Below are 17,967 nucleotides of genomic sequence, written 5' to 3' on the forward strand. Positions count from 1 at the left end.
GTCGCTAATTTAGGATGATTGCATTTACGTCATACAGCCTAGTTACACAAAGGCTTTAATTGTTTTTGGAGATGTCTAATGCAGGATATTTCAAGGATTTCTAACACATTAGGAGCATCTGGTAGAGTCTGCGCCGCCTTTTGGAACACGCGCCCAAATGGATACTTGCTTGCTGACAAGATTCGGGGAGAGGCAAAAATTTTAGACCACTGTCCAAGCTGCCAGATTCATTGAAGTAAATCTCAAATCTCAAACTCAACTCGACTAACGCTCACAAGATTGTCCTTGGTAATTTTGTTTAGCTCAACCGTGAGCTTTTTTACAGATTTGATTGGCATGGGGAATATTTCATGCCTATCTTTTATAAAAGAAAGGTTAGTTAGGGGAAATCGTAAGACTGGTAAAATGTGCAGATGGTGATTACGCTCAATTCTGCATACAGGTAGACCGAAGCCCAGTGATATAAATCATGGTAATCCTATTATATGAGAGAAATAATTAAAATAACTTGACACTGATTAAAATAGCAGAGCGCTTGAGAATTCACGCTTTTTTCGTAAGGAAGAGGTTGGCTTAAATTAACCCCGCACACTTGTATCAATGCGTGTTAATGACTCAGAAAATCAGCCAAAAGCTAAAGTAATTTTAGGTCAACGCTATCTCAAAAAAAGTATACAACCAAAAACAACCAAAATATTAAGTCTGGCTTTAAAAAAGCGCTTTCATAATTTGAGCGACAAAGTAGATTAAACTAAATATAGTTAATCAATAGCACGGCCGATAGAGCGAAAATAGTAGATAGTAACTCTAAAAAGCTTCAGGCTTGACAGAAGCAGTAGGAGTAGGTAGGTAGGTATGGCTAGCATAACAAATATTTTTCGAGGATATCAAATCAACGAGCAAATATACGCAGGCAATCGAACTCTAGTTTATCGTGGCCGTCGGTCTTCAGATCAGCAGCCCGTCGTGATCAAACTGCTGCGAAATGACTTTCCCCGCTTCAACGAACTGGTTCACTTCCGCAATCAGTTTGTCATTACTAAAAACTTAGAGATCCCCGGCACTGTCAAGGCATACAGCCTGGAGACTTACCATAACCACTATGGTCTGGTGATGGAAGACTTTGGGGGAATTTCCTTAAGTAGTTACCTCGCTAGTCTGGTATTCGCCAGCAAGGAACCTCTGGAAGGCTTGCCCATTAACGAGTTTCTTCCCATTGCAATTCAAATTTCCAACTCGCTTGACGGACTTTATCGCCACCACATCATCCATAAAGACCTCAAACCTGCCAACATTCTAATTAACCCTGTCAGCAAACAAGTTAAGCTGATTGACTTCAGCATCGCTTCCCTGTTGCCGCGCCAAACCCAAGAAATTCAAAATCCCAACCTCCTCGAAGGCACTTTACCTTACATATCTCCCGAACAAACTGGGCGAATGAACCGAGGCATTGACTACCGCACGGATTTCTACTCTCTGGGAGTCACATTCTACGAACTGCTGACGCGACAGTTGCCTTTCCAAAGCGAAGATCCGATCGAGTTAGTACACTGTCACCTTGCCAAGCAGCCTATCCCAGTTCATCACCTCAACAATAACGTTCCATTGGTGCTGTCTGAAATTGTTAGCAAACTGATGGCGAAGAATGCTGAAGATAGGTATCAAAGTGCGATCGGACTCAAGTTTGATTTGGAAACTTGTTTGTACGAATGGGAAGATACAGGTCAAATTACTTCCTTTAAATTGGGAACGCGAGATTTGTGCGATCGCTTCATCATTCCCGAAAAATTATACGGTAGAGAGAACGAAGTATTCTCCCTACTAGCAGCCTTCGCTCGCGTGAGTGCAGGAAGCGCGGAAATGATGCTGGTGGCTGGCTTCTCAGGCATTGGTAAAACCGCTGTTGTCAACGAAGTTCACAAACCGATTGTCGCAGCTAGAGGTTACTTCATCAAAGGCAAATTCGACCAATTTGGGCGCAGCCAACCCTTCTCAGCTTTTGTACAAGCTTTTCGCGATTTAATGAACCAATTGCTGAGCGAAACAGATGCTAAAGTTGAACAGTGGAAGATTCAAATCCTGGAAGCATTGGGCGAGAATGCTCAGGTAATTGTTGAGGTAATTCCCGAACTAGAGCGGATTATCGGAGAGCAACCACCCGCACCAGAACTTTCGGGCAGTGCTGCCCAAAATCGCTTCAATCGGTTATTAGAGAACTTCATTCAACTCTTCGCCACCCAAGAACATCCCCTCGTCATCTTCTTAGACGACTTGCAATGGGCCGACTCAGCCTCATTGAAGTTGATTCAACTTCTGATGAGCGATCGCGATCGGCACTATCTCTTATTAATTGGAGCGTATCGAGATAACGAAGTCAGTCCCGTACACCCTTTATTACTGACATTATCCGAAATTCAACAGACGGGAGCTACAGTCAACACCATTACCCTCACGCCGCTGGATTGCGTCAATTTGAATTGTTTGATTGCCGATACTTTAGTTTGTTCTAGAGCGTTGGCTATGCCCTTAACAGAACTGGTCGATCAAAAAACCCAAGGCAATCCATTTTTCAGCACACAATTCCTCAAATCATTGCATGAAGATGGGCTAATTACCTTTAATTTTGATGAGCGGTATTGGCAGTGCGATATCGCGACTGTGCGAACCTTAGCCCTGACTGATGATGTTGTCGAGTTCATGGCGATTCAACTGCAAAAGTTGCCATCCCAGACTCAAGAAGTTTTAAAGTTAGCTGCCTGTATTGGCAACGAATTTGATATAGAAACGCTGGCGGTAGTGTGTGAAAAATCTTCTTCAGATACGGCAGCCAACTTGTGGCCAGCTTTGCAAGCAGGGTTGATTCTCCCACTAACTGAAGTTTATAAGTTTTTCACTTCAGAGGAGTTGGAATTCACAAATCAGAATTCAGAAGAAGAAAGCGATACTTCTGACTCGTGGTTCCAGAATCCAGAATCCTGTTATTACAAATTTCTGCACGATCGCGTACAGCAAGCAGCTTACGTTTTGATTCCCGAATCCCAGAAACAATCCACTCACCTCAATATTGGTCAACTTTTGTTGATTAATACTCCCACAACAGAAAGGGAAGAGAAAATTTTTAATATAGTCAACCAGTTGAATTATGGTGTTGATTTAATTACCGAGTCAACCGAGCGTTACCAACTGGCTGAGTTGAATTTAATCGCTGGACGCAAGGCGAAGAATTCTACTGCTTATGCTGCAGCCCGCAAATATTTAAGTTTTGGCAGGCAAATTCTAGCTCCCGATAGCTGGCACACTCACTATGAAACAGTTCTCGAACTGCACGTATTAGGGGCAGAAACCGCATACCTGAGCTATGATTTTCAGGACATGGAGGAATTAGCAGCTTTAGTCCTACACAATGCCAGAACGCTGCTGGATAAGGTGAAAGTTTATGAAATCGAGCTATCTGCTTGTACGGCGCAAGTCAAACCTCAACAAGCAGTTGAAATGGGGTTAGCAGTTCTCAAACTCTTGGGAATCTGCTTTCCAGAAAATCCAACACCGGCAGATATCCAGCAGGGACTAGAACAAACCGCATCACTTTTTGCTGGGAAAAAAATTGCAGACTTTATAGATTTGCCAGAAATGGAAAATCTCCAAAAGCAAGCAGCCTTGCGAATTTTATCAGCTATAGTTTCTCCAGCCTACATCACTGCTCCACTTCTCCTGCCACTGGTTATTGTCGAAATGGTTCAGTTGTCGGTTAGTTATGGGAATGCTCCCTTATCTGCTTTTGCTTACGGCTTGTATGGATTGGTATTAAGCGGTGTACTTCAAGACATTGAAACTGGGTTTGAATTTGGGCAATTGGCGTTAAATATTGTTGATTTATTTAATGCTAATTACCTCAAAACCAAAGTCTATTATACAGTCGGCGTTCACATCATACATGGTAAACATCATGTTAAAGAAACCATCCCTCTTTTAAAAGAGGGTTACGCCAGAGGACTGGAAACAGGAGAGCTAGAATTAGGATATTCAGCCAAAGAAATTTCTCAATATTCATATTTAATCGGTCGGGACATTGCGGGGCTCGAAGAGGAGGTAGGGACCTACTGCAATGCGCTGGTTCAATTTAAACAAGAAGCAGCGTTAAATTATACTCAAATCGTTCATCAGGCTTTATTAAATCTGCTGGGGCGATCGGAAAATCCCTGTCAATTTGTGGGAGATGCCTACAATGAACAAACAATGCTCCCATTTCACATCCAAGCAAACGATCGCAACGGACTCCACTATTTTTATTTCCATAAACTGCTTGTGTGTTACCTGTTTGGAGAAACCGAGCAAGCTTTAGAAAATGCTCGGCAAGCCGAACAGTATTTAGACGCGGTGACGGGTATGCTCAATGTGCCGATGTTCTACTTTTATGACTCTCTAGCACGGCTGGGAGTGTGTAGGGATGGGGGTTCATCGGAAGAGAAAGAAGAACATCTGCAAAAAGTGAGAAGCAACCAGGAAACCCTTCATAAATGGGCACATCACGCTCCCATGAATTTCTCGCACAAATGTTATCTAGTGGAAGCCGAACGGTTCCGAGTGCTGGGTGAATATGTGCAGGCGATGGAGAGTTACGATCGCGCCATTTTTCTTGCTAAAGAAAACGATTATCTCAACGAAGAGGCTCTGGCGCATGAATTGGCTGCTAAATTCTACCTGGCATGGGGGAAAGAAAAAGTTGGTCAGGTATATCTAATAGATGCTTACTATGCTTATGCTCGTTGGGGAGCGAAAGCAAAAATCGACGATCTAGAGCAACGCTATCCCGAACTTCTCGCTCCTATCTTCAAACAGGAAAATGCTCGTTCATTCGAGGAAGCTACTACCTCCCATGAGACTTCATTGATTTCTAGTCATCGCCAAACAATTGCTGGAAGTACGAGCACCGCAGTAATAGATTTACCAACTGTTATCAAAGCTTATCAAGCTCTGTCTAGCGAAATTAAGCTGGAACAATTGCTCACTACCCTTATGGAAGTAGCGATTCAGAATGCAGGCGCTCAAACAGGAGTATTAATTTTGAAAGAAGAGGACAACTGGACAATCGCCGTCCACTGTAGCGATCGCCAAGGCTGTCTTCTGCAAGAAACTATTGGGATCGAGAAGAGCGAATCTATTCCCCAGACTGTGATTAATTACGTCAAACGCACCAAGAAAACCCTAGTTTTCGATGATGTCAAAACTGAATTAATATTTACTTCTGACCCGTATATACAGCAGCAGCAACCTAAGAGCATCCTCTGTAGTCCGATTATCCATCAAGGCAAAATGATGGCAATTCTGTATTTGGAAAATAATCTGACGACAGGGGCATTCACTCACGATCGCGTGGCCCTCCTCAACATCCTCTGCTCCCAAGCTGCCATCTCGCTGGAGAACGCCCGCTTGTATCAGCAATCTCAACAGCTTTATCAACAATCTCAGGATTATGCTCAAAAACTGGAGCAGTCTATCCAGGATCTCAAACAGATGCAACTGCAATTGGTGCAGGGTGAAAAAATGTCTGCTCTGGGAAATTTAGTCGCAGGTGTAGCCCACGAAATTAACAATCCCGTAGGCTTTATAGCAGGCAATTTGCAACCCGCTCAAGAATACGTGGGGGATTTATTCAATTTGATTGATTTGTATCAAGAAAAATTTCCCAATCCGGGAGTGGAAATTGAAGCAGAAATAGAGGATATGGACTTGGAGTATTTGCGAGAAGATTTGCCCAAATTGATTGGTTCGATGCAGGAAGGAGTCGATCGCATCCGCAATATCAGTACGAGTCTGAGAACGTTTTCCAGGGCAGATAGCGATCGACCAGTTGCTTTCAATATTCACGATGGACTTGAAAGCACTGTGCTAATTCTCAAGCACCGTTTAAAAGCCAGCGAGTTTCGCCCTGCCATTGAAATTGTGAGAGAGTATGGTAACTTGCCCCTAGTGAAATGCTTTCCGGGACAGTTAAACCAGGTATTTATGAATGTGCTGGCTAATGCTATTGACGATCTGGAGGAGTCCAATAAGGGGCGGAGTTTTAGTGAAATTAAAACCCTACCTAATCAAATCACGGTTCAAACAGCTCTGAGCGAAGACAATAATCAGGTTGTGATTCGCATTAAAGATAATGGAGTGGGGATGTCGCCCGAAGTCAAGGAAAACATCTTTAACCACTTATTTACAACCAAGGCTGTGGGTCAAGGAACTGGATTAGGATTGTCGATCGCCCATCAAATTGTTGTAGAAAAACATGGAGGTACGTTACTGGTGAATTCTTCTTTGGGGGAGGGTTCGGAGCTGGTGATTTCTATTCCGGGGTGAGCCTTTTGTAGTAGGGCTTGAGGGCAATTAGTGCGATCGGCTAAAAATATCGGATTTAGTAAGAAGAAACATACGGATTTTCCGGGTTTCTACATCCCCATGCGTTTAGAAGTGAAATTGTGAGTTGTAAGCTGTGAAACGTAATTTTTTCTATTGGCGTCTAATATTGTCAGTCTCGATTTTACCCGTACTGGCGATCGTCCCGTCTTTAGTGTGGAATCAACCCGCCAGAGCACAAGAGGGGGAGAGGGCTGGGTTGATTTATGCTTCGAGAGCCCGCCAGGGAATGAATTCCCTGGCTGATAGCGAAAGTCGGTTAAAACCGACTGAAATATTCACCGATAGTTCTCTTGAGAGAACTTCAGCTATGAGACAGGGGTGGAAACCCCTGTCGGACTATAAGTTTTTGGCTCAATCTGTACCGCCATCTTCGATAATCAAACAAGGCAGCCAAGTGTCTCTAAACGGCCGCATTCTCGCCCTAACTTGGACTCAGCAGCCGGCAAACAGCACTTCTGGGAATTTCCGAACTTGGATTGCTGATGTTGGATTGATGCAAAGTGCGGGAGTGGATTTGCTTAGCAGCGCCGACAGTGCCAAACAACCGGTGCAGTGGTTTTCGGTATCTTTAACCGGCGCTCAAAGCTTAGCAGCGCGGGCAACAGGCCCGTATCGTTACTTAGATGTTACCGATTTTGCTAGACTTGCGGGCTGGGAGATATCTGCTGATGGGAATATTCTAAAAATTACTTCTCAAAGTGCAAGTGTTACCGGAATTCAGCAAGCAGAAATAGAATCGGGCGATCGCATTGTAGTAGATCTCGATCGACCCGCCCCCTGGCAAATCAACTTTGTCAATAAACCAATCCCGTCGCCGACACCCACACCCAACCCCCCGGACGACCCCACAAAGCCCGCTATCCCACTGCCAAACCTCCGCACAGCGCCAAACCTCGAAACACCAGACGACCCGACCAAACCCGCTCTCCCGCTGCCAATAACGCCCGCAGCGCCGATCGCCGGTCAAGAATGGTCGATCGCGATCGATGCCAAAGCCGCACCCGCCATAATTCAGCAGACTTTCTCAACCAGCAAACAATTGCTATCACTAAAAGTCGAACCTGACGGCGTTCAAACCAAAGTCAAAGTCACGATTCCTTTAGGTTGGCGGCCGCAAGTTTTCAGTCTGGGAAATCCCAATCGATTAGTAATCGATATTCGGCCAGATTCGTTACTAGAAAAAAACATTGTTTGGGCGCCCGGTGTGCAGTGGCGACAGCAGTATCAAAATTTAGGGAATGCTCGTTTTCCGGTAGTTTGGTTAGAAGTTAATCCCCGTCAAGCTGGTGTAAAAATTCGACCAATTCTCAGCAATCCGCCTGCTGATCAAGGCACTGCACCTTTATTGCAAACAGCAGAAGCGTCGGGTGCGGCTGCGGCAATTAATGCAGGTTTTTTCAATCGAATTAATCGCTTAGCTTTAGGGGCAATTCGGCGGGACAATAAATGGCTTTCCGGGCCGATTTTGAACCGGGGGGCGATCGCCTGGAACGATCGGGGAGAATTTGCGATCGATCGTTTAACTTTGCAAGAAATTTTGATTACTCCGGCAAATCAATTTTTGCCTGTTTCTCATCTCAATAGTGCCTACGTACAACCGGGAATCGGTCGCTACAATTCTGATTGGGGAACAACTTATACTCCGTTGTCTGGCAATGAAATAGTTGTGACAGTTGCGGACGATAGAGTTGTCAGCCAATCCCCCGGAGGTGCGGTGGGAACAACAACTTTTCCCATTCCAGCTAACGGTTATATTTTGGCTTTGCGTGCCGATTTGTTCCCTGCATCTGAACTCTCTATCGGCACTTTATTGCGTTTGGAAACTAACAGTTTTCCTGCTGATTTCAACCGTTTTCCTTACATTCTCGGCGGCGGGCCGGTGTTGGTACAAAACAGTCAAGTTGTGCTGGATGCTAGGGCGGAAGGGTTTAGCGATGCCTATGTTAGACAGACAGCAATTAGAAGTGCGATCGGGCGAAATGCTGCGGGGAATTTGCTGATTGTAGCGGTGCACAATCGCGCGGGCGGGGCGGGGCCAAATTTCGCAGAACTGGCGCAGATATTGCAGCAAATGGGTGCTGTGGAGGCTTTAAATTTGGATGGGGGAAGTTCGACGAGTTTGTATTTGGGAGGTAGTTTGCTCGATCGACCTCCGTCAACTGCTGCGAGAGTTCATAATGCGATCGGTATTTTCATTCAACCATAAGTAGTTAATTTTCGACATTAATTTTCGGCGGTTAGAAACCGCTACTACACAAACAAAGTCCACCTACGTGGACTGGGAAATTTACATTTCCCAACCTGCTGAGGCAGGTTTCGTCTGTGTAGCCACGGTTTCCAACCGCCGGGGCATCTACAAATGTTTTGCAAAAAATAACTTGACATCCCAGTCTCCCTGTGCTAGCTTGTCAAGTAGTATTGTGTTTAATCCACAAATCCCAGCACTTCAGCTATGTTCACAGCCAACAGATATTTTTATTTTTGGTACACCCAAGTTCGCCCGGAGTGAATTGATAATTCACTGTGAACATCCGGGCGAACCGCAGATTAACACCTGCGGTTTTGTTTTTCCTACTTCTTTTCCCAACAACCAATCGAGTACAAGCGAAAACAGCAATGACATTATTCAGTAACTGGTACTACAGCTTTTATTTTTGGCCCAACAAGAGTTCTGGGTAAATTGTCGCGCTGTCTTTTCGCACCAACCCGGAACTCTTAAAAGTTCCGGGTTTTTTTTTGTCAACCACCCACTTAAATTTCCAGGAAAATTCCCTCATGTTAGAAGCCAAACTCGTAACCAAATCTCATCCCGAACACCAAACAATTGTCAAACTCTCAGAAACTGTCTCAGTCGGGGGCACAGAATTATTAATCATCGGCGGCCCCTGTACTGTAGAAAGTTCCCAACAAATGGAAACCGTCGCCCGCCAACTATCCGCCGCATCCGTGCAAGCTTTGCGAGGCGGAGTCTACAAACCCCGTACTTCTCCTTATGCTTTCCAAGGGATGGGAATTGAGGGACTCGAAATTTTAGCCGATGTCAGCCGGCGTTACGGTTTGCCCGTGGTGACAGAGGTAATGTCGATCGCCCAAATCGAGCCAGTTGTCACCTATGCTGATATGCTGCAATTAGGCAGTCGGAATATGCAAAACTTCGAGTTACTAAAGGCGATCGGTCAAGCCGGAAAACCAGTCCTGCTAAAACGCGGTTTGTCAGCCACAATCGAAGAATTTGTGATGGCCGCCGAATACATTCTCAGTCACGGAAATCCTCATGTAGTTCTCTGCGAAAGAGGCATCCGCAGCTTCGACAATTACACCCGGAATGTATTAGATTTGGGTGCAGTCGCAGCACTGAAACAGTTAACTCATTTGCCAGTAATTGTAGACCCTTCTCACGCCGTCGGCAAGCGAGAATTAGTCGCACCACTAGCCAAAGCAGCGGTTGCTTGCGGTGCAGACGGATTAATTATCGAGTGTCACCCGCAACCGGAAAAATCGGTTTCTGATGCGCGGCAAGCTCTTTCTTTACCAGATATGGTAGATTTAGTTGCGAGTTTGCGCCCTGTAGCCGCCGCCGTTGGCCGGTGCATACCCGAAATTAATGTGCATTCACAGGTATTAAGTTTGAAGTGATATTAGTGGGAAATAATCTATAACTTTTAACGTCAAACTCTACAGTCGGTTTTAACCGAATTGAGCTTTGAGGCAGGGGTTTAAACCCCTGCTGAAATCGGGGAAAGCGCGTGTTTCACGAATTTAGATTAAAATAAAAAATAATACTGTCATCTACGAAAATTTGCTTAATTATGGCAATACTACTTAACGTTCCCTCGATCGTCTGCTCTGGCTGCGGTGATACAATTACCAAAGCCATCAAAACTGTTGAATCCGATGCTACTGTCAATGTGGATGTCGCAGCTAAGACTGTTACAGTAGAAGCTCAAGCTTCGGAAGAGTCAATTAAACAGGCGGTTGTTGCTACAGGCCACACCGTCCAAGATTAATATCTAGTTGGGTGGGGGCGGATTTACGAGATTAGTGGTCTTAAACCAAAATAATTGGTAAAAGCCGCCCCTAGAGAATTTTAAATCCATTACCAATGCCCAATGCCCAAAAGCTTAATCTGCTTCGTCTAAGTGGTCGGCGACGGCTTGGTAAAGTTCAAAAACGTGGCGATCGAGTAAACTATAAAAAACTTGTCTCCCAACCTTGCGGTAACTTACCAACCGCATCGCCCGCAATGCCCGCAACTGATGCGATACTGCTGACTCACTCATACTCAACGCTGCAGCTAAGTCACACACGCACAGTTCTTGTTTTGCCAAAACCGACAGCAGCCGCAGGCGATTCGCATCTCCCAAAAGACTGAAAAACTCAGCCATCCGCTGCGCTTTTGCGGTGTTGAGAACTTGTGTTTGGATGTCCCCGGCCCGTACACTGTCAACTAGGTGCGGTCGATCGCACATTAGTGTATCGTTTTCTTGGTGAGGCTGACTTATCGCTCCATTAACAGCAGAGTTGGGTGACATCTTTTCCCGGCTAATTTTAATTCTCATTTTCATTTTAGTGCGATCGGCAAAGCTTTTGTAACAAAACTTTTACACTCCCTTGACTTATATCTGAATATGTGTTCATATATTAGTATAGACAAACAACCCCACCAGGAGAATGTAAAATGACTACTGCCACCCAAACAAAATGTGCCTGTCCTTCATGCTCGTGCGTTGTCAGCCCCAGCGAAGCCATTGAAAAAGACGGCAAAACATACTGTTCCAGTGCTTGCGCTGACGGACACCCCAACGGCCAAGGCTGTGGCCACACCGGCTGCGAGTGCCACAAATAAATATTCGGCTTCACAAAAGGTTAATTACCAACTGCCAAATCTATCTTTAGGGAGATGCGAACCGCGCATTTCCCATTTTTTTTGCTTTTAGGTTAAAGAAAAGTTAAAATAAAGCTAACTTAAGGTTAAGACTGTATTAATAGACTAAATACAGAGCGAAAAAGCACAATTGCTACTTACGCAATACAATAGAAGCAAGTTAGCGCCGCGATACTGAGCACAAATAGTGCTATTAACAGCAGAGACCGAACCACAAGTTGAATACCAAAAGTTTAATTAGGAGGGGGCAATGAAAGAGCGGGAAGATTTTTTACATCCTCGCAATCGCTACTACGGTGATTTCACGCCAGAAAACTTGGCGTTTAATGCCAACTTGCAGGAGTTTGCTCAAAAAATAACTTATATTTGCTCGCTGGAAACAGGGGGGAAAATTAGTGCTGAGAAAGCCTATAAAGATATTAAGATGCTTTGGAAAGACTTAAAATCCTCTAAGAAGCAATTGGGAATTGGTCAAAAACCCCCCAGTACCGAGGAGCAAAATTCACCTTAAAGTCATCGCAGCCAACGCAGCGTTGGCAATCGAAAACCCCTGCGATTGCGAGCGCTGCATTTTGCTGCGTACCCATTAAATGTAAGGTGCTTGGTAGTAGGCGAACTTTAGAAAATTCTATGGTTTGGGAGTTGGTGCAGTTTCTCCGGCAAAGGAAGTACAATTACCGCCGAGGCCAGAAATAATCGCGCAAGTATTAGTTTTCAGCATTCCCTGATATGTATCAGCACCGGTGCCCGGGCCGCCCAACTCGTCGCTGTAAAGTTCTTTGTCCCAAATTTTGACATTTGCCTCCCTCGCCACAGTCTCCATCAACTTCGGATTAGTTGTAGTTTCGGCAAAAATTGTCGGCACTCCTGCGGTCTTAATTTCTGAGGACAATTCGGCAATTCTTGCGGCGGTGGGCTGTTCCTCTGTCGTCACACCCTGCAAAGCTCCAGCCATCTCTAAACCGTAAGCATCGGCATAGTAACTCAGAGCATCGTGAGTTGTTACTAACTTGCGTTTTTGGGCTGGAATAGTCGCAATTTGAGCTTTAATCCAAGTATCTATTTTTTGCAACTCATCTGTTAAGCTGGCTGCATTTTTTGTATAAATTTGAGCATTGTTGGGGGAAACTTTGATCAATTCATCGCGAATTGTTTCTACCATACGGATGCCATTTTGAGGGTTATGCCAAACGTGAGGATCAGGGACTTTTTCGCCTTCTGCATGAGATTGGTTTTCCCCTTTCTCTTCGCCGTGTTCGTGCTCGTCTTTGCCCATCAGCGGTTTGGGAACGGCGAGTTCGTGGACGGCGATTTTGGGCGCGGAATTACTGCTGGATTGAATTAACTTAATGATGCTGGGTTCGTGGTTGTAGCCGCCGTATAAAATCAGATTTGCTGTTTCAATCGCTTTGCGGTCTTCCGGTTTGGTTTGATAGGCGTGGGGGTCGTCTCCCGGCTTGATTAGACAGGTAGTGTCGATCGAACTTTGAGCGATTTCTTTAGTTAGGTTGCAGATAACGCCAGTCGTGGCCACGACTTTGGGCAAGTTAGCGGCCTGACTGGCTGGAGTTTGAGTTGCGGCGGGACTCTCTGGCACTTTATTACTTGCGTTCTGTGCTCCACTGCACGCAACCACTCCGCAACCAATTGCCAAAACAGCCGTACCCCACAATCGGCGGGTTTTTCCAGCCAAGTTCTTTAACATTTTCACCTTTGGAACGATAATCATTATTGCTTTTTCGAGTTATCCTATTCTAGTAGCTACGAACAAGAATCGTTCTCAAAATCTCGAATTATGCTAGAAGTACAAGACTTGGCTGTCAATTATCGCGGAATTTCGGCGCTCAACAGCGTGAATTTCCATTTACAATCGGGACAATTAACCGGTGTATTCGGCCCCAACGGTGCGGGAAAAAGCACGATGGTGAAAGCGATGCTGGGATTGATCCCGGCCTGTCGGGGTTTGGTCAAATATCAGGGACGGCTGCTGAAGGAACAGTTGTCGCGGGTGGCTTATGTGCCGCAGCGATCGCAAATTGACTGGGATTATCCGATTACGGTGTGGAATGCGGTAATGATGGCGCGAACTGTCCAGACTGGTTGGTTTCGCAGCCCCTCGAAGCAGTCGCAAGAATTGGTGAAAGCTGCTTTGCTGCGGGTAGGAATGTGGGATTTGCGCGATCGGCAAATTGGCGAACTGTCTGGCGGACAGCAACAGCGGATTTTCTTAGCAAGGTCGATCGCCCAACAAGCCGATTTATTCTTCTTCGACGAACCTTTTAACGCGATCGACAAAGCAACTGAAGAAATTATTTTCAATATTTTTGCAGAGCTCAAGGCCGAAAATAAAACATTGCTAGTAATCAGCCACGATTTAGGCGAAACTTTAAAACAGTACGACAATTTATTATTGCTAAATAAGCAGTTAATTGCAAGTGGTACGTGCCGGGAAGTGCTCACCGCAGCCAATATTCAAAAAGCCTATGGATACGATTTAAGTTTAGTTTCAGCGTAAGCCAAAAAAGATTTATCTTTAAAATTGATAGTGGCACGGGCGGGACGCCTGTGCAATTGAAGGTGGTTGAAAAAATCCTATTATTGACGTAATTCAATGTTAAACCTACTAATTGAGCCGCTAAAATTCGAGTTCATGCGAAATGCGATCGCCGTCGGCGTTTTGCTAGGAATTCTCTGCGCCGTTGTCGGCTCCTACTTAATTGTACAGCAAATGGGAATGATGGTTGACATGATAGCCCATTCAGTATTAGCAGGATTGCCAGTGGCTTTTTCTTTAGGTTTCAATATTTCGATCGGCGCCTTTATATCGGGAATTATCAGCGCGGTAATTATGGCGTGGATTCAATCGCAATCGCGCCTAAAAATTGATGCAGTCATGGCATTAATTTTATCTACATTTTTAGCCATTAGCGTCACCTTGATTAGCTTATTGCGGACAACAAAATTAGACTTAGACGGGTTTCTGTTCGGGAATATCTTGTCAGTTGCACCGACGGACGTGCAGCAGACTGTGGTGATAACTTTGATAATTTTGGCGACGGTTAAAATCTTTTACAAAGAACTGCTATTCTATACTTTTGACCCTCTGGGGGCGCAAGCGTCCGGTTTACCTGTAAACTGGATTTATTTGGGGATGATTTCGGCGATTACGCTGACGATTGTTGCGAGTTTGCAAACTGTGGGGGCGCTGTTAGTAATTTCGCTATTAATCGGACCGGGAATTACGGCGTATTTGTTGGTAAAAGAGCTACATTTAATGATGGGATTAGGAGCAATTATTGGGATTATAGCTAGCGTGACTGGTATGTATCTCAGCTATTATTTTAATATGCCGTCTGGGGCGGCAATTGTATTAGTTATTTTTGGGTTATTTTTAGGGGCTTTGCTATTCAGTCCCAGTCAAGGAATTTTGACAAGAAAGAGAGCAGGATAATTCGATTAAGTGTAAAACTCTTGATAAATATCGCTTTTAGCTGAGTCTCTATCCCGCTAAATCCCCTTTAACAAGGGGGACTTTGATCCTTTGCGGTTCTTCCCGAATCGAAGGGGACTTAGAGCCTTTCCGGTTCCCCCCTTAAGAAGGGGGGCTAGGGGGGGATCTGGGCCTAGTAGTCAAACAGCAGACTTGGTACGACGTTAGACTTGGTACTAAGTTTGACGCGCTTGTTGACAGCAAGGGCACTCACCCGCCGCTACAAATTATGCGTTTTTTACGCCTGATTACTTAGCTTGACAATAGGTTTCATAAACGCCGTCAAGCAGTAAGTTGATAGCAAAAGTTGCTTTCTCAGTTGCTAACAGCGCTTCCTGTTTTGCTTCTTCAGTTTGGCAAAGTTCTAACAGCGCTTCGCGGGTAGCTTCCGAGTGGAACTCGTCGGCTTTTTCGTGGACTTTAAAGAAAGACAAAGCAGATTCGGAATCGATGCCGTAAAATTCCTTCAAACCAGCGATTTTGGTTGTAGAAACTTCGGGGATTTGCGCTTCGTAAGCGTAAAGGGCTGCTAAACCTGTGACAGGCGATTCGCTGCGCGCTAAGTCTTTGAGAATGCGAACGGATTCGCTGGTTTTTTCTAAGTGTTCGTGATCGATAACAGCATTTCTGTCTAAACCCAAACCTTCGGCAAAGCGCAGCCACAGTTCAGGGTGATTAGCAGCGCCTCTCTCTTCTTCTATCAGGTTTTCGAGGAGCATTTGACGAATTTTGATGTCGTCACAGGCGGCGTGCGTAGCGCTGACGTAGGTGGGGAAGTTGTGGACTTGCAGATAATATTCTTTGGCGTACTCTTGCAGCATTGCGAGGTCGAGTTTACCTTCGTTCCACATTTGGTAGAACGGGTGTTTCAGCAAGTGGTTTTGGTCGAGAATAGTGTTGAGTTGTTCGAGAAATTGCTGTTGGGTCATAATTGTCGATCGCCTTGGAGGATAGTTCAGCCACTAAAATGGTATTGTAATCTAGCATTTTGTCAAGACCAAGTTTTCAATTTTTATGTTTTGGTCAAACTGGTGCGCCCGTTATGCCAACTTAGCGCCGCCCGAAGCCTTTGCCGCGCATAGACTTTGACCAAACCAGCAATTCGCCACCGCATCCGCCAGCGGCGAGAAACTGACCTTCGGGATGCCATGCGAGACAGGAAAAACCGCCCTCTGCACCTTCTAGAATTTGCAGCAATTGTTCTGCTTCCCCCCACAAACAAACTTGACCATCTGCGGCGGCGGAAGCTAATAAAAATGTGCTAGGTTGAAAGGCGATCGCATTTACCACATTTTCATGCACCTCTAACGCCCAAGAATCCCAACCGACACTTTCATCAGCGTCTCTTTCCCAGACGGAAATGCCTTGAGAGCTCGAAGCAGCTAACAAAGGTGCACCCAAAGAATTAGTTTTATCCGACCAAGCTAACTCCCGAACTTTCCCCGGAAAACCCTGCATTACCCACGGTTCAAAATTTCCCCATTCATTAACAATGAGAGTATTGTCCATATTGCCACAAGCTAAATATTCTCCTTGTGGCGACCAAGCAATTGCACCGGTTGCAGAGGGTACTGATAAAATTTCCGGGTCTTCGTCCCAGTCTTCGCCATGCCAAACTTTGACGCCTTGATAGCCGCTAACTGCCAGATATTGAACCATCGGATGCCATGCTAAATCGAGGATAGATGATGACTCGAAATTCAGCGTTACTTCAACAACATTATCCTCAGCATTCCAGACTTGAACGTAGCGGCCCATACTGAAAGCTAACTGGTTGCAGTTGGGACTCCAAGCTAACTTATCAACCCAGACACGCTGGTTATCCAAATCAGCAATTAATTCCCCAGAATTAACGCGCCAAATTCGCACTTTTCCATCTTGTCCGCCAGCAGCTAGGAACTGACTGTCGCGGGAAAAAGACAAACAATCGGCTGACTTACCCGTGGCACTTTGTAGTGTTTGCAAGGACAATTCATTAACTTCCCCTACTTCCGCCAGCATCACTTCCCCCGCAGCAGAACAGACTGCTAAACTTGTACCATCCGGCGACCAAGTAACAGCAGTTACGTAGTCAGACAGCATTGCTTTGGCGTGAAATTCCAGGGTTTGTTCGCTACTTTTTAAACTAGACACCGACGGAAATCCTCTCGCAATTGATTTTCGTTTAAGTTACGGCCGATGAACACGAGTTCATTTTTCGGAGTTTCGGTGGCTTTCCAAGGCCTATCCGGCCGGCCATCGAACACCATGTGTACTCCTTGGAAAACAAATCGCTGGTTGTCTCCGGCGACATTCAAAATTCCTTTTGTCCGAAAGATATTTGGCCCTTGAGTCCGCAACAATTCCTCCATCCAATCGCTGAATTTGTTGCGGTCAATAGCGCCGGATTCTACTATTGCTACGGAGGTAACTGTTTCGTCGTGTTCGTGAGTGTGCTCGCCCAAAAAGTCGGGTTCGATTTCTAATGCGCGGTTCAAATCAAATGCTTTAACGCCCAACAAAGCATCCATTTGTAATTCAGCATTGCGGGTTCGGTGAATTTTTGCCATTGCATTCATGGCGCGAATTCGCTTTTCTAATTCAACCAATTCTTCATCAGTCACTAAATCTGTTTTGTTGAGTAAAACTACATCAGCGAAGGCAATTTGTTCTTGAGCTTCGTCTGCATCCCAGTGCTGCCAGATGTGCTTGGCATCCACTACGGTGACAACTGCGTCTAGCAGCAATTTTTCCCGCATATCTTCGTCTACAAAAAATGTTTGAATTACGGGTGCGGGGTCGGCTAAACCTGTGGTTTCGATGACTATGTGATCGAATTTGTCGCGGCGCTTCATTAAGTTACCGATAATCCGAATTAAATCACCTCGGACTGTACAGCAAATGCAGCCGTTGTTCATCTCAAAAATTTCTTCGTCGGCATCAATTATCAGTTGGTTGTCGATGCCTACTTCGCCAAATTCGTTGACGATGACTGCAACTTTTTTGCCATGTTCCTGTGTTAAAATGCGGTTCAGTAGCGTAGTTTTGCCTGCACCCAGATAGCCTGTGAGAACAGTAACAGGAACTGATTCGATCGCCCCAGCACTCACCATACTTGACCTCGATTATTGTACAATGATAACCATTATCACTATTCTATACCAGACTTGCTGGCAGTGACCACAATATTAAATAATGTTAATAA

Annotated in this window: 14 protein-coding genes; 9 read left to right on the top strand and 5 right to left on the bottom strand. The window is 45.2% G+C overall.

All coding sequences use genetic code 11. From position 1 onward, the window contains the following. Positions 1–855: 855 nt before the first annotated feature. From QUA03_RS04070 to QUA03_RS04090, 5 genes are all read left to right on the top strand, one after another. Positions 856–6,348 (top strand): AAA family ATPase, encoded by a 5,493-nt coding sequence (locus QUA03_RS04070; protein ID WP_333209888.1) that lies wholly within the window; start codon positions 856–858, stop codon positions 6,346–6,348. 133 nt (positions 6,349–6,481) lie between these two features. After that, positions 6,482–8,614: a phosphodiester glycosidase family protein gene (locus QUA03_RS04075; protein WP_333209891.1), complete on the top strand. Its 2,133-nt coding sequence runs from the start codon at positions 6,482–6,484 to the stop codon at positions 8,612–8,614. A gap of 67 nt (positions 8,615–8,681) precedes the next feature. After that, positions 8,682–9,041, top strand: coding sequence for a hypothetical protein (locus QUA03_RS04080; RefSeq protein ID WP_333209893.1), 360 nt, complete (start codon positions 8,682–8,684; stop codon positions 9,039–9,041). 103 nt (positions 9,042–9,144) lie between these two features. Beyond that, entirely contained in the window at positions 9,145–10,044 is a 900-nt protein-coding gene (gene aroF / locus QUA03_RS04085) for a 3-deoxy-7-phosphoheptulonate synthase (protein WP_333209895.1), read from the top strand. A gap of 173 nt (positions 10,045–10,217) precedes the next feature. Next, a complete protein-coding gene (locus QUA03_RS04090) occupies positions 10,218–10,415 on the top strand; it encodes a heavy-metal-associated domain-containing protein (RefSeq protein ID WP_333209897.1) in 198 nt (65 codons plus the stop codon). A gap of 114 nt (positions 10,416–10,529) precedes the next feature. Here the strand turns inward: QUA03_RS04090 and QUA03_RS04095 are convergent, their stop codons facing one another. Then, positions 10,530–10,940, bottom strand: a complete 411-nt coding sequence (locus QUA03_RS04095) for a metalloregulator ArsR/SmtB family transcription factor (protein WP_333210042.1) — start codon at positions 10,938–10,940, stop codon at positions 10,530–10,532. Between the two features lie 146 nt (positions 10,941–11,086). Between QUA03_RS04095 and QUA03_RS04100 the strand changes: the two genes are divergently transcribed. After that, the gene (locus tag QUA03_RS04100; RefSeq protein WP_333081421.1) at positions 11,087–11,254 is read left to right on the top strand and encodes a metallothionein; all 168 of its coding nucleotides are present in this window, start codon (positions 11,087–11,089) and stop codon (positions 11,252–11,254) included. A gap of 289 nt (positions 11,255–11,543) precedes the next feature. Beyond that, positions 11,544–11,804 carry a DUF7219 family protein gene (locus tag QUA03_RS04105; RefSeq protein ID WP_006631574.1) on the top strand — a complete coding sequence of 87 codons (261 nt, stop codon included), beginning with the start codon at positions 11,544–11,546 and terminating at the stop codon, positions 11,802–11,804. Between the two features lie 117 nt (positions 11,805–11,921). On the opposite strand, the gene QUA03_RS04110 is transcribed toward QUA03_RS04105, so the two are convergent. Further along, on the bottom strand, positions 11,922–12,998 hold the full coding sequence (locus QUA03_RS04110) for a metal ABC transporter solute-binding protein, Zn/Mn family (protein WP_333209898.1): 1,077 nt from the start codon (positions 12,996–12,998) through the stop codon (positions 11,922–11,924). 90 nt (positions 12,999–13,088) lie between these two features. Between QUA03_RS04110 and QUA03_RS04115 the strand changes: the two genes are divergently transcribed. Beyond that, positions 13,089–13,808, top strand: a complete 720-nt coding sequence (locus QUA03_RS04115; RefSeq protein WP_333209900.1) for a metal ABC transporter ATP-binding protein — start codon at positions 13,089–13,091, stop codon at positions 13,806–13,808. 96 nt (positions 13,809–13,904) lie between these two features. After that, positions 13,905–14,744: a metal ABC transporter permease gene (locus QUA03_RS04120; protein WP_333209902.1), complete on the top strand. Its 840-nt coding sequence runs from the start codon at positions 13,905–13,907 to the stop codon at positions 14,742–14,744. 287 nt (positions 14,745–15,031) lie between these two features. On the opposite strand, the gene QUA03_RS04125 is transcribed toward QUA03_RS04120, so the two are convergent. The 3 genes from QUA03_RS04125 to QUA03_RS04135 form a co-directional block, all read right to left on the bottom strand. Then, on the bottom strand, positions 15,032–15,712 hold the full coding sequence (locus QUA03_RS04125) for a CADD family putative folate metabolism protein (RefSeq protein ID WP_333209904.1): 681 nt from the start codon (positions 15,710–15,712) through the stop codon (positions 15,032–15,034). 121 nt (positions 15,713–15,833) lie between these two features. Beyond that, entirely contained in the window at positions 15,834–16,916 is a 1,083-nt protein-coding gene (locus QUA03_RS04130) for a WD40 repeat domain-containing protein (RefSeq protein WP_333209906.1), read from the bottom strand. Further along, positions 16,904–17,875 carry a GTP-binding protein gene (locus tag QUA03_RS04135; protein ID WP_333209907.1) on the bottom strand — a complete coding sequence of 324 codons (972 nt, stop codon included), beginning with the start codon at positions 17,873–17,875 and terminating at the stop codon, positions 16,904–16,906. Before QUA03_RS04135 ends, QUA03_RS04130 begins: the two co-directional genes overlap by 13 nt. Between the last annotated feature and the right edge of the window lie 92 nt (positions 17,876–17,967).

The organism is Microcoleus sp. S36b_A4 (genome assembly GCF_036700645.1).
GTDB lineage: Bacteria > Cyanobacteriota > Cyanobacteriia > Cyanobacteriales > Microcoleaceae > Microcoleus.

Coding starts and splice junctions, on each gene's coding strand:
- QUA03_RS04120 (WP_333209902.1), top strand. CDS start 13,905: ATGTTAAACCTACTAATTGAGCCGCTAAAATTCGAGTTCATGCGAAAT.
- QUA03_RS04095 (WP_333210042.1), bottom strand. CDS start 10,940: ATGTCACCCAACTCTGCTGTTAATGGAGCGATAAGTCAGCCTCACCAA.
- QUA03_RS04115 (WP_333209900.1), top strand. CDS start 13,089: ATGCTAGAAGTACAAGACTTGGCTGTCAATTATCGCGGAATTTCGGCG.
- QUA03_RS04135 (WP_333209907.1), bottom strand. CDS start 17,875: ATGGTGAGTGCTGGGGCGATCGAATCAGTTCCTGTTACTGTTCTCACA.
- QUA03_RS04100 (WP_333081421.1), top strand. CDS start 11,087: ATGACTACTGCCACCCAAACAAAATGTGCCTGTCCTTCATGCTCGTGC.
- QUA03_RS04125 (WP_333209904.1), bottom strand. CDS start 15,712: ATGACCCAACAGCAATTTCTCGAACAACTCAACACTATTCTCGACCAA.
- QUA03_RS04110 (WP_333209898.1), bottom strand. CDS start 12,998: ATGTTAAAGAACTTGGCTGGAAAAACCCGCCGATTGTGGGGTACGGCT.
- QUA03_RS04090 (WP_333209897.1), top strand. CDS start 10,218: ATGGCAATACTACTTAACGTTCCCTCGATCGTCTGCTCTGGCTGCGGT.
- QUA03_RS04070 (WP_333209888.1), top strand. CDS start 856: ATGGCTAGCATAACAAATATTTTTCGAGGATATCAAATCAACGAGCAA.
- QUA03_RS04105 (WP_006631574.1), top strand. CDS start 11,544: ATGAAAGAGCGGGAAGATTTTTTACATCCTCGCAATCGCTACTACGGT.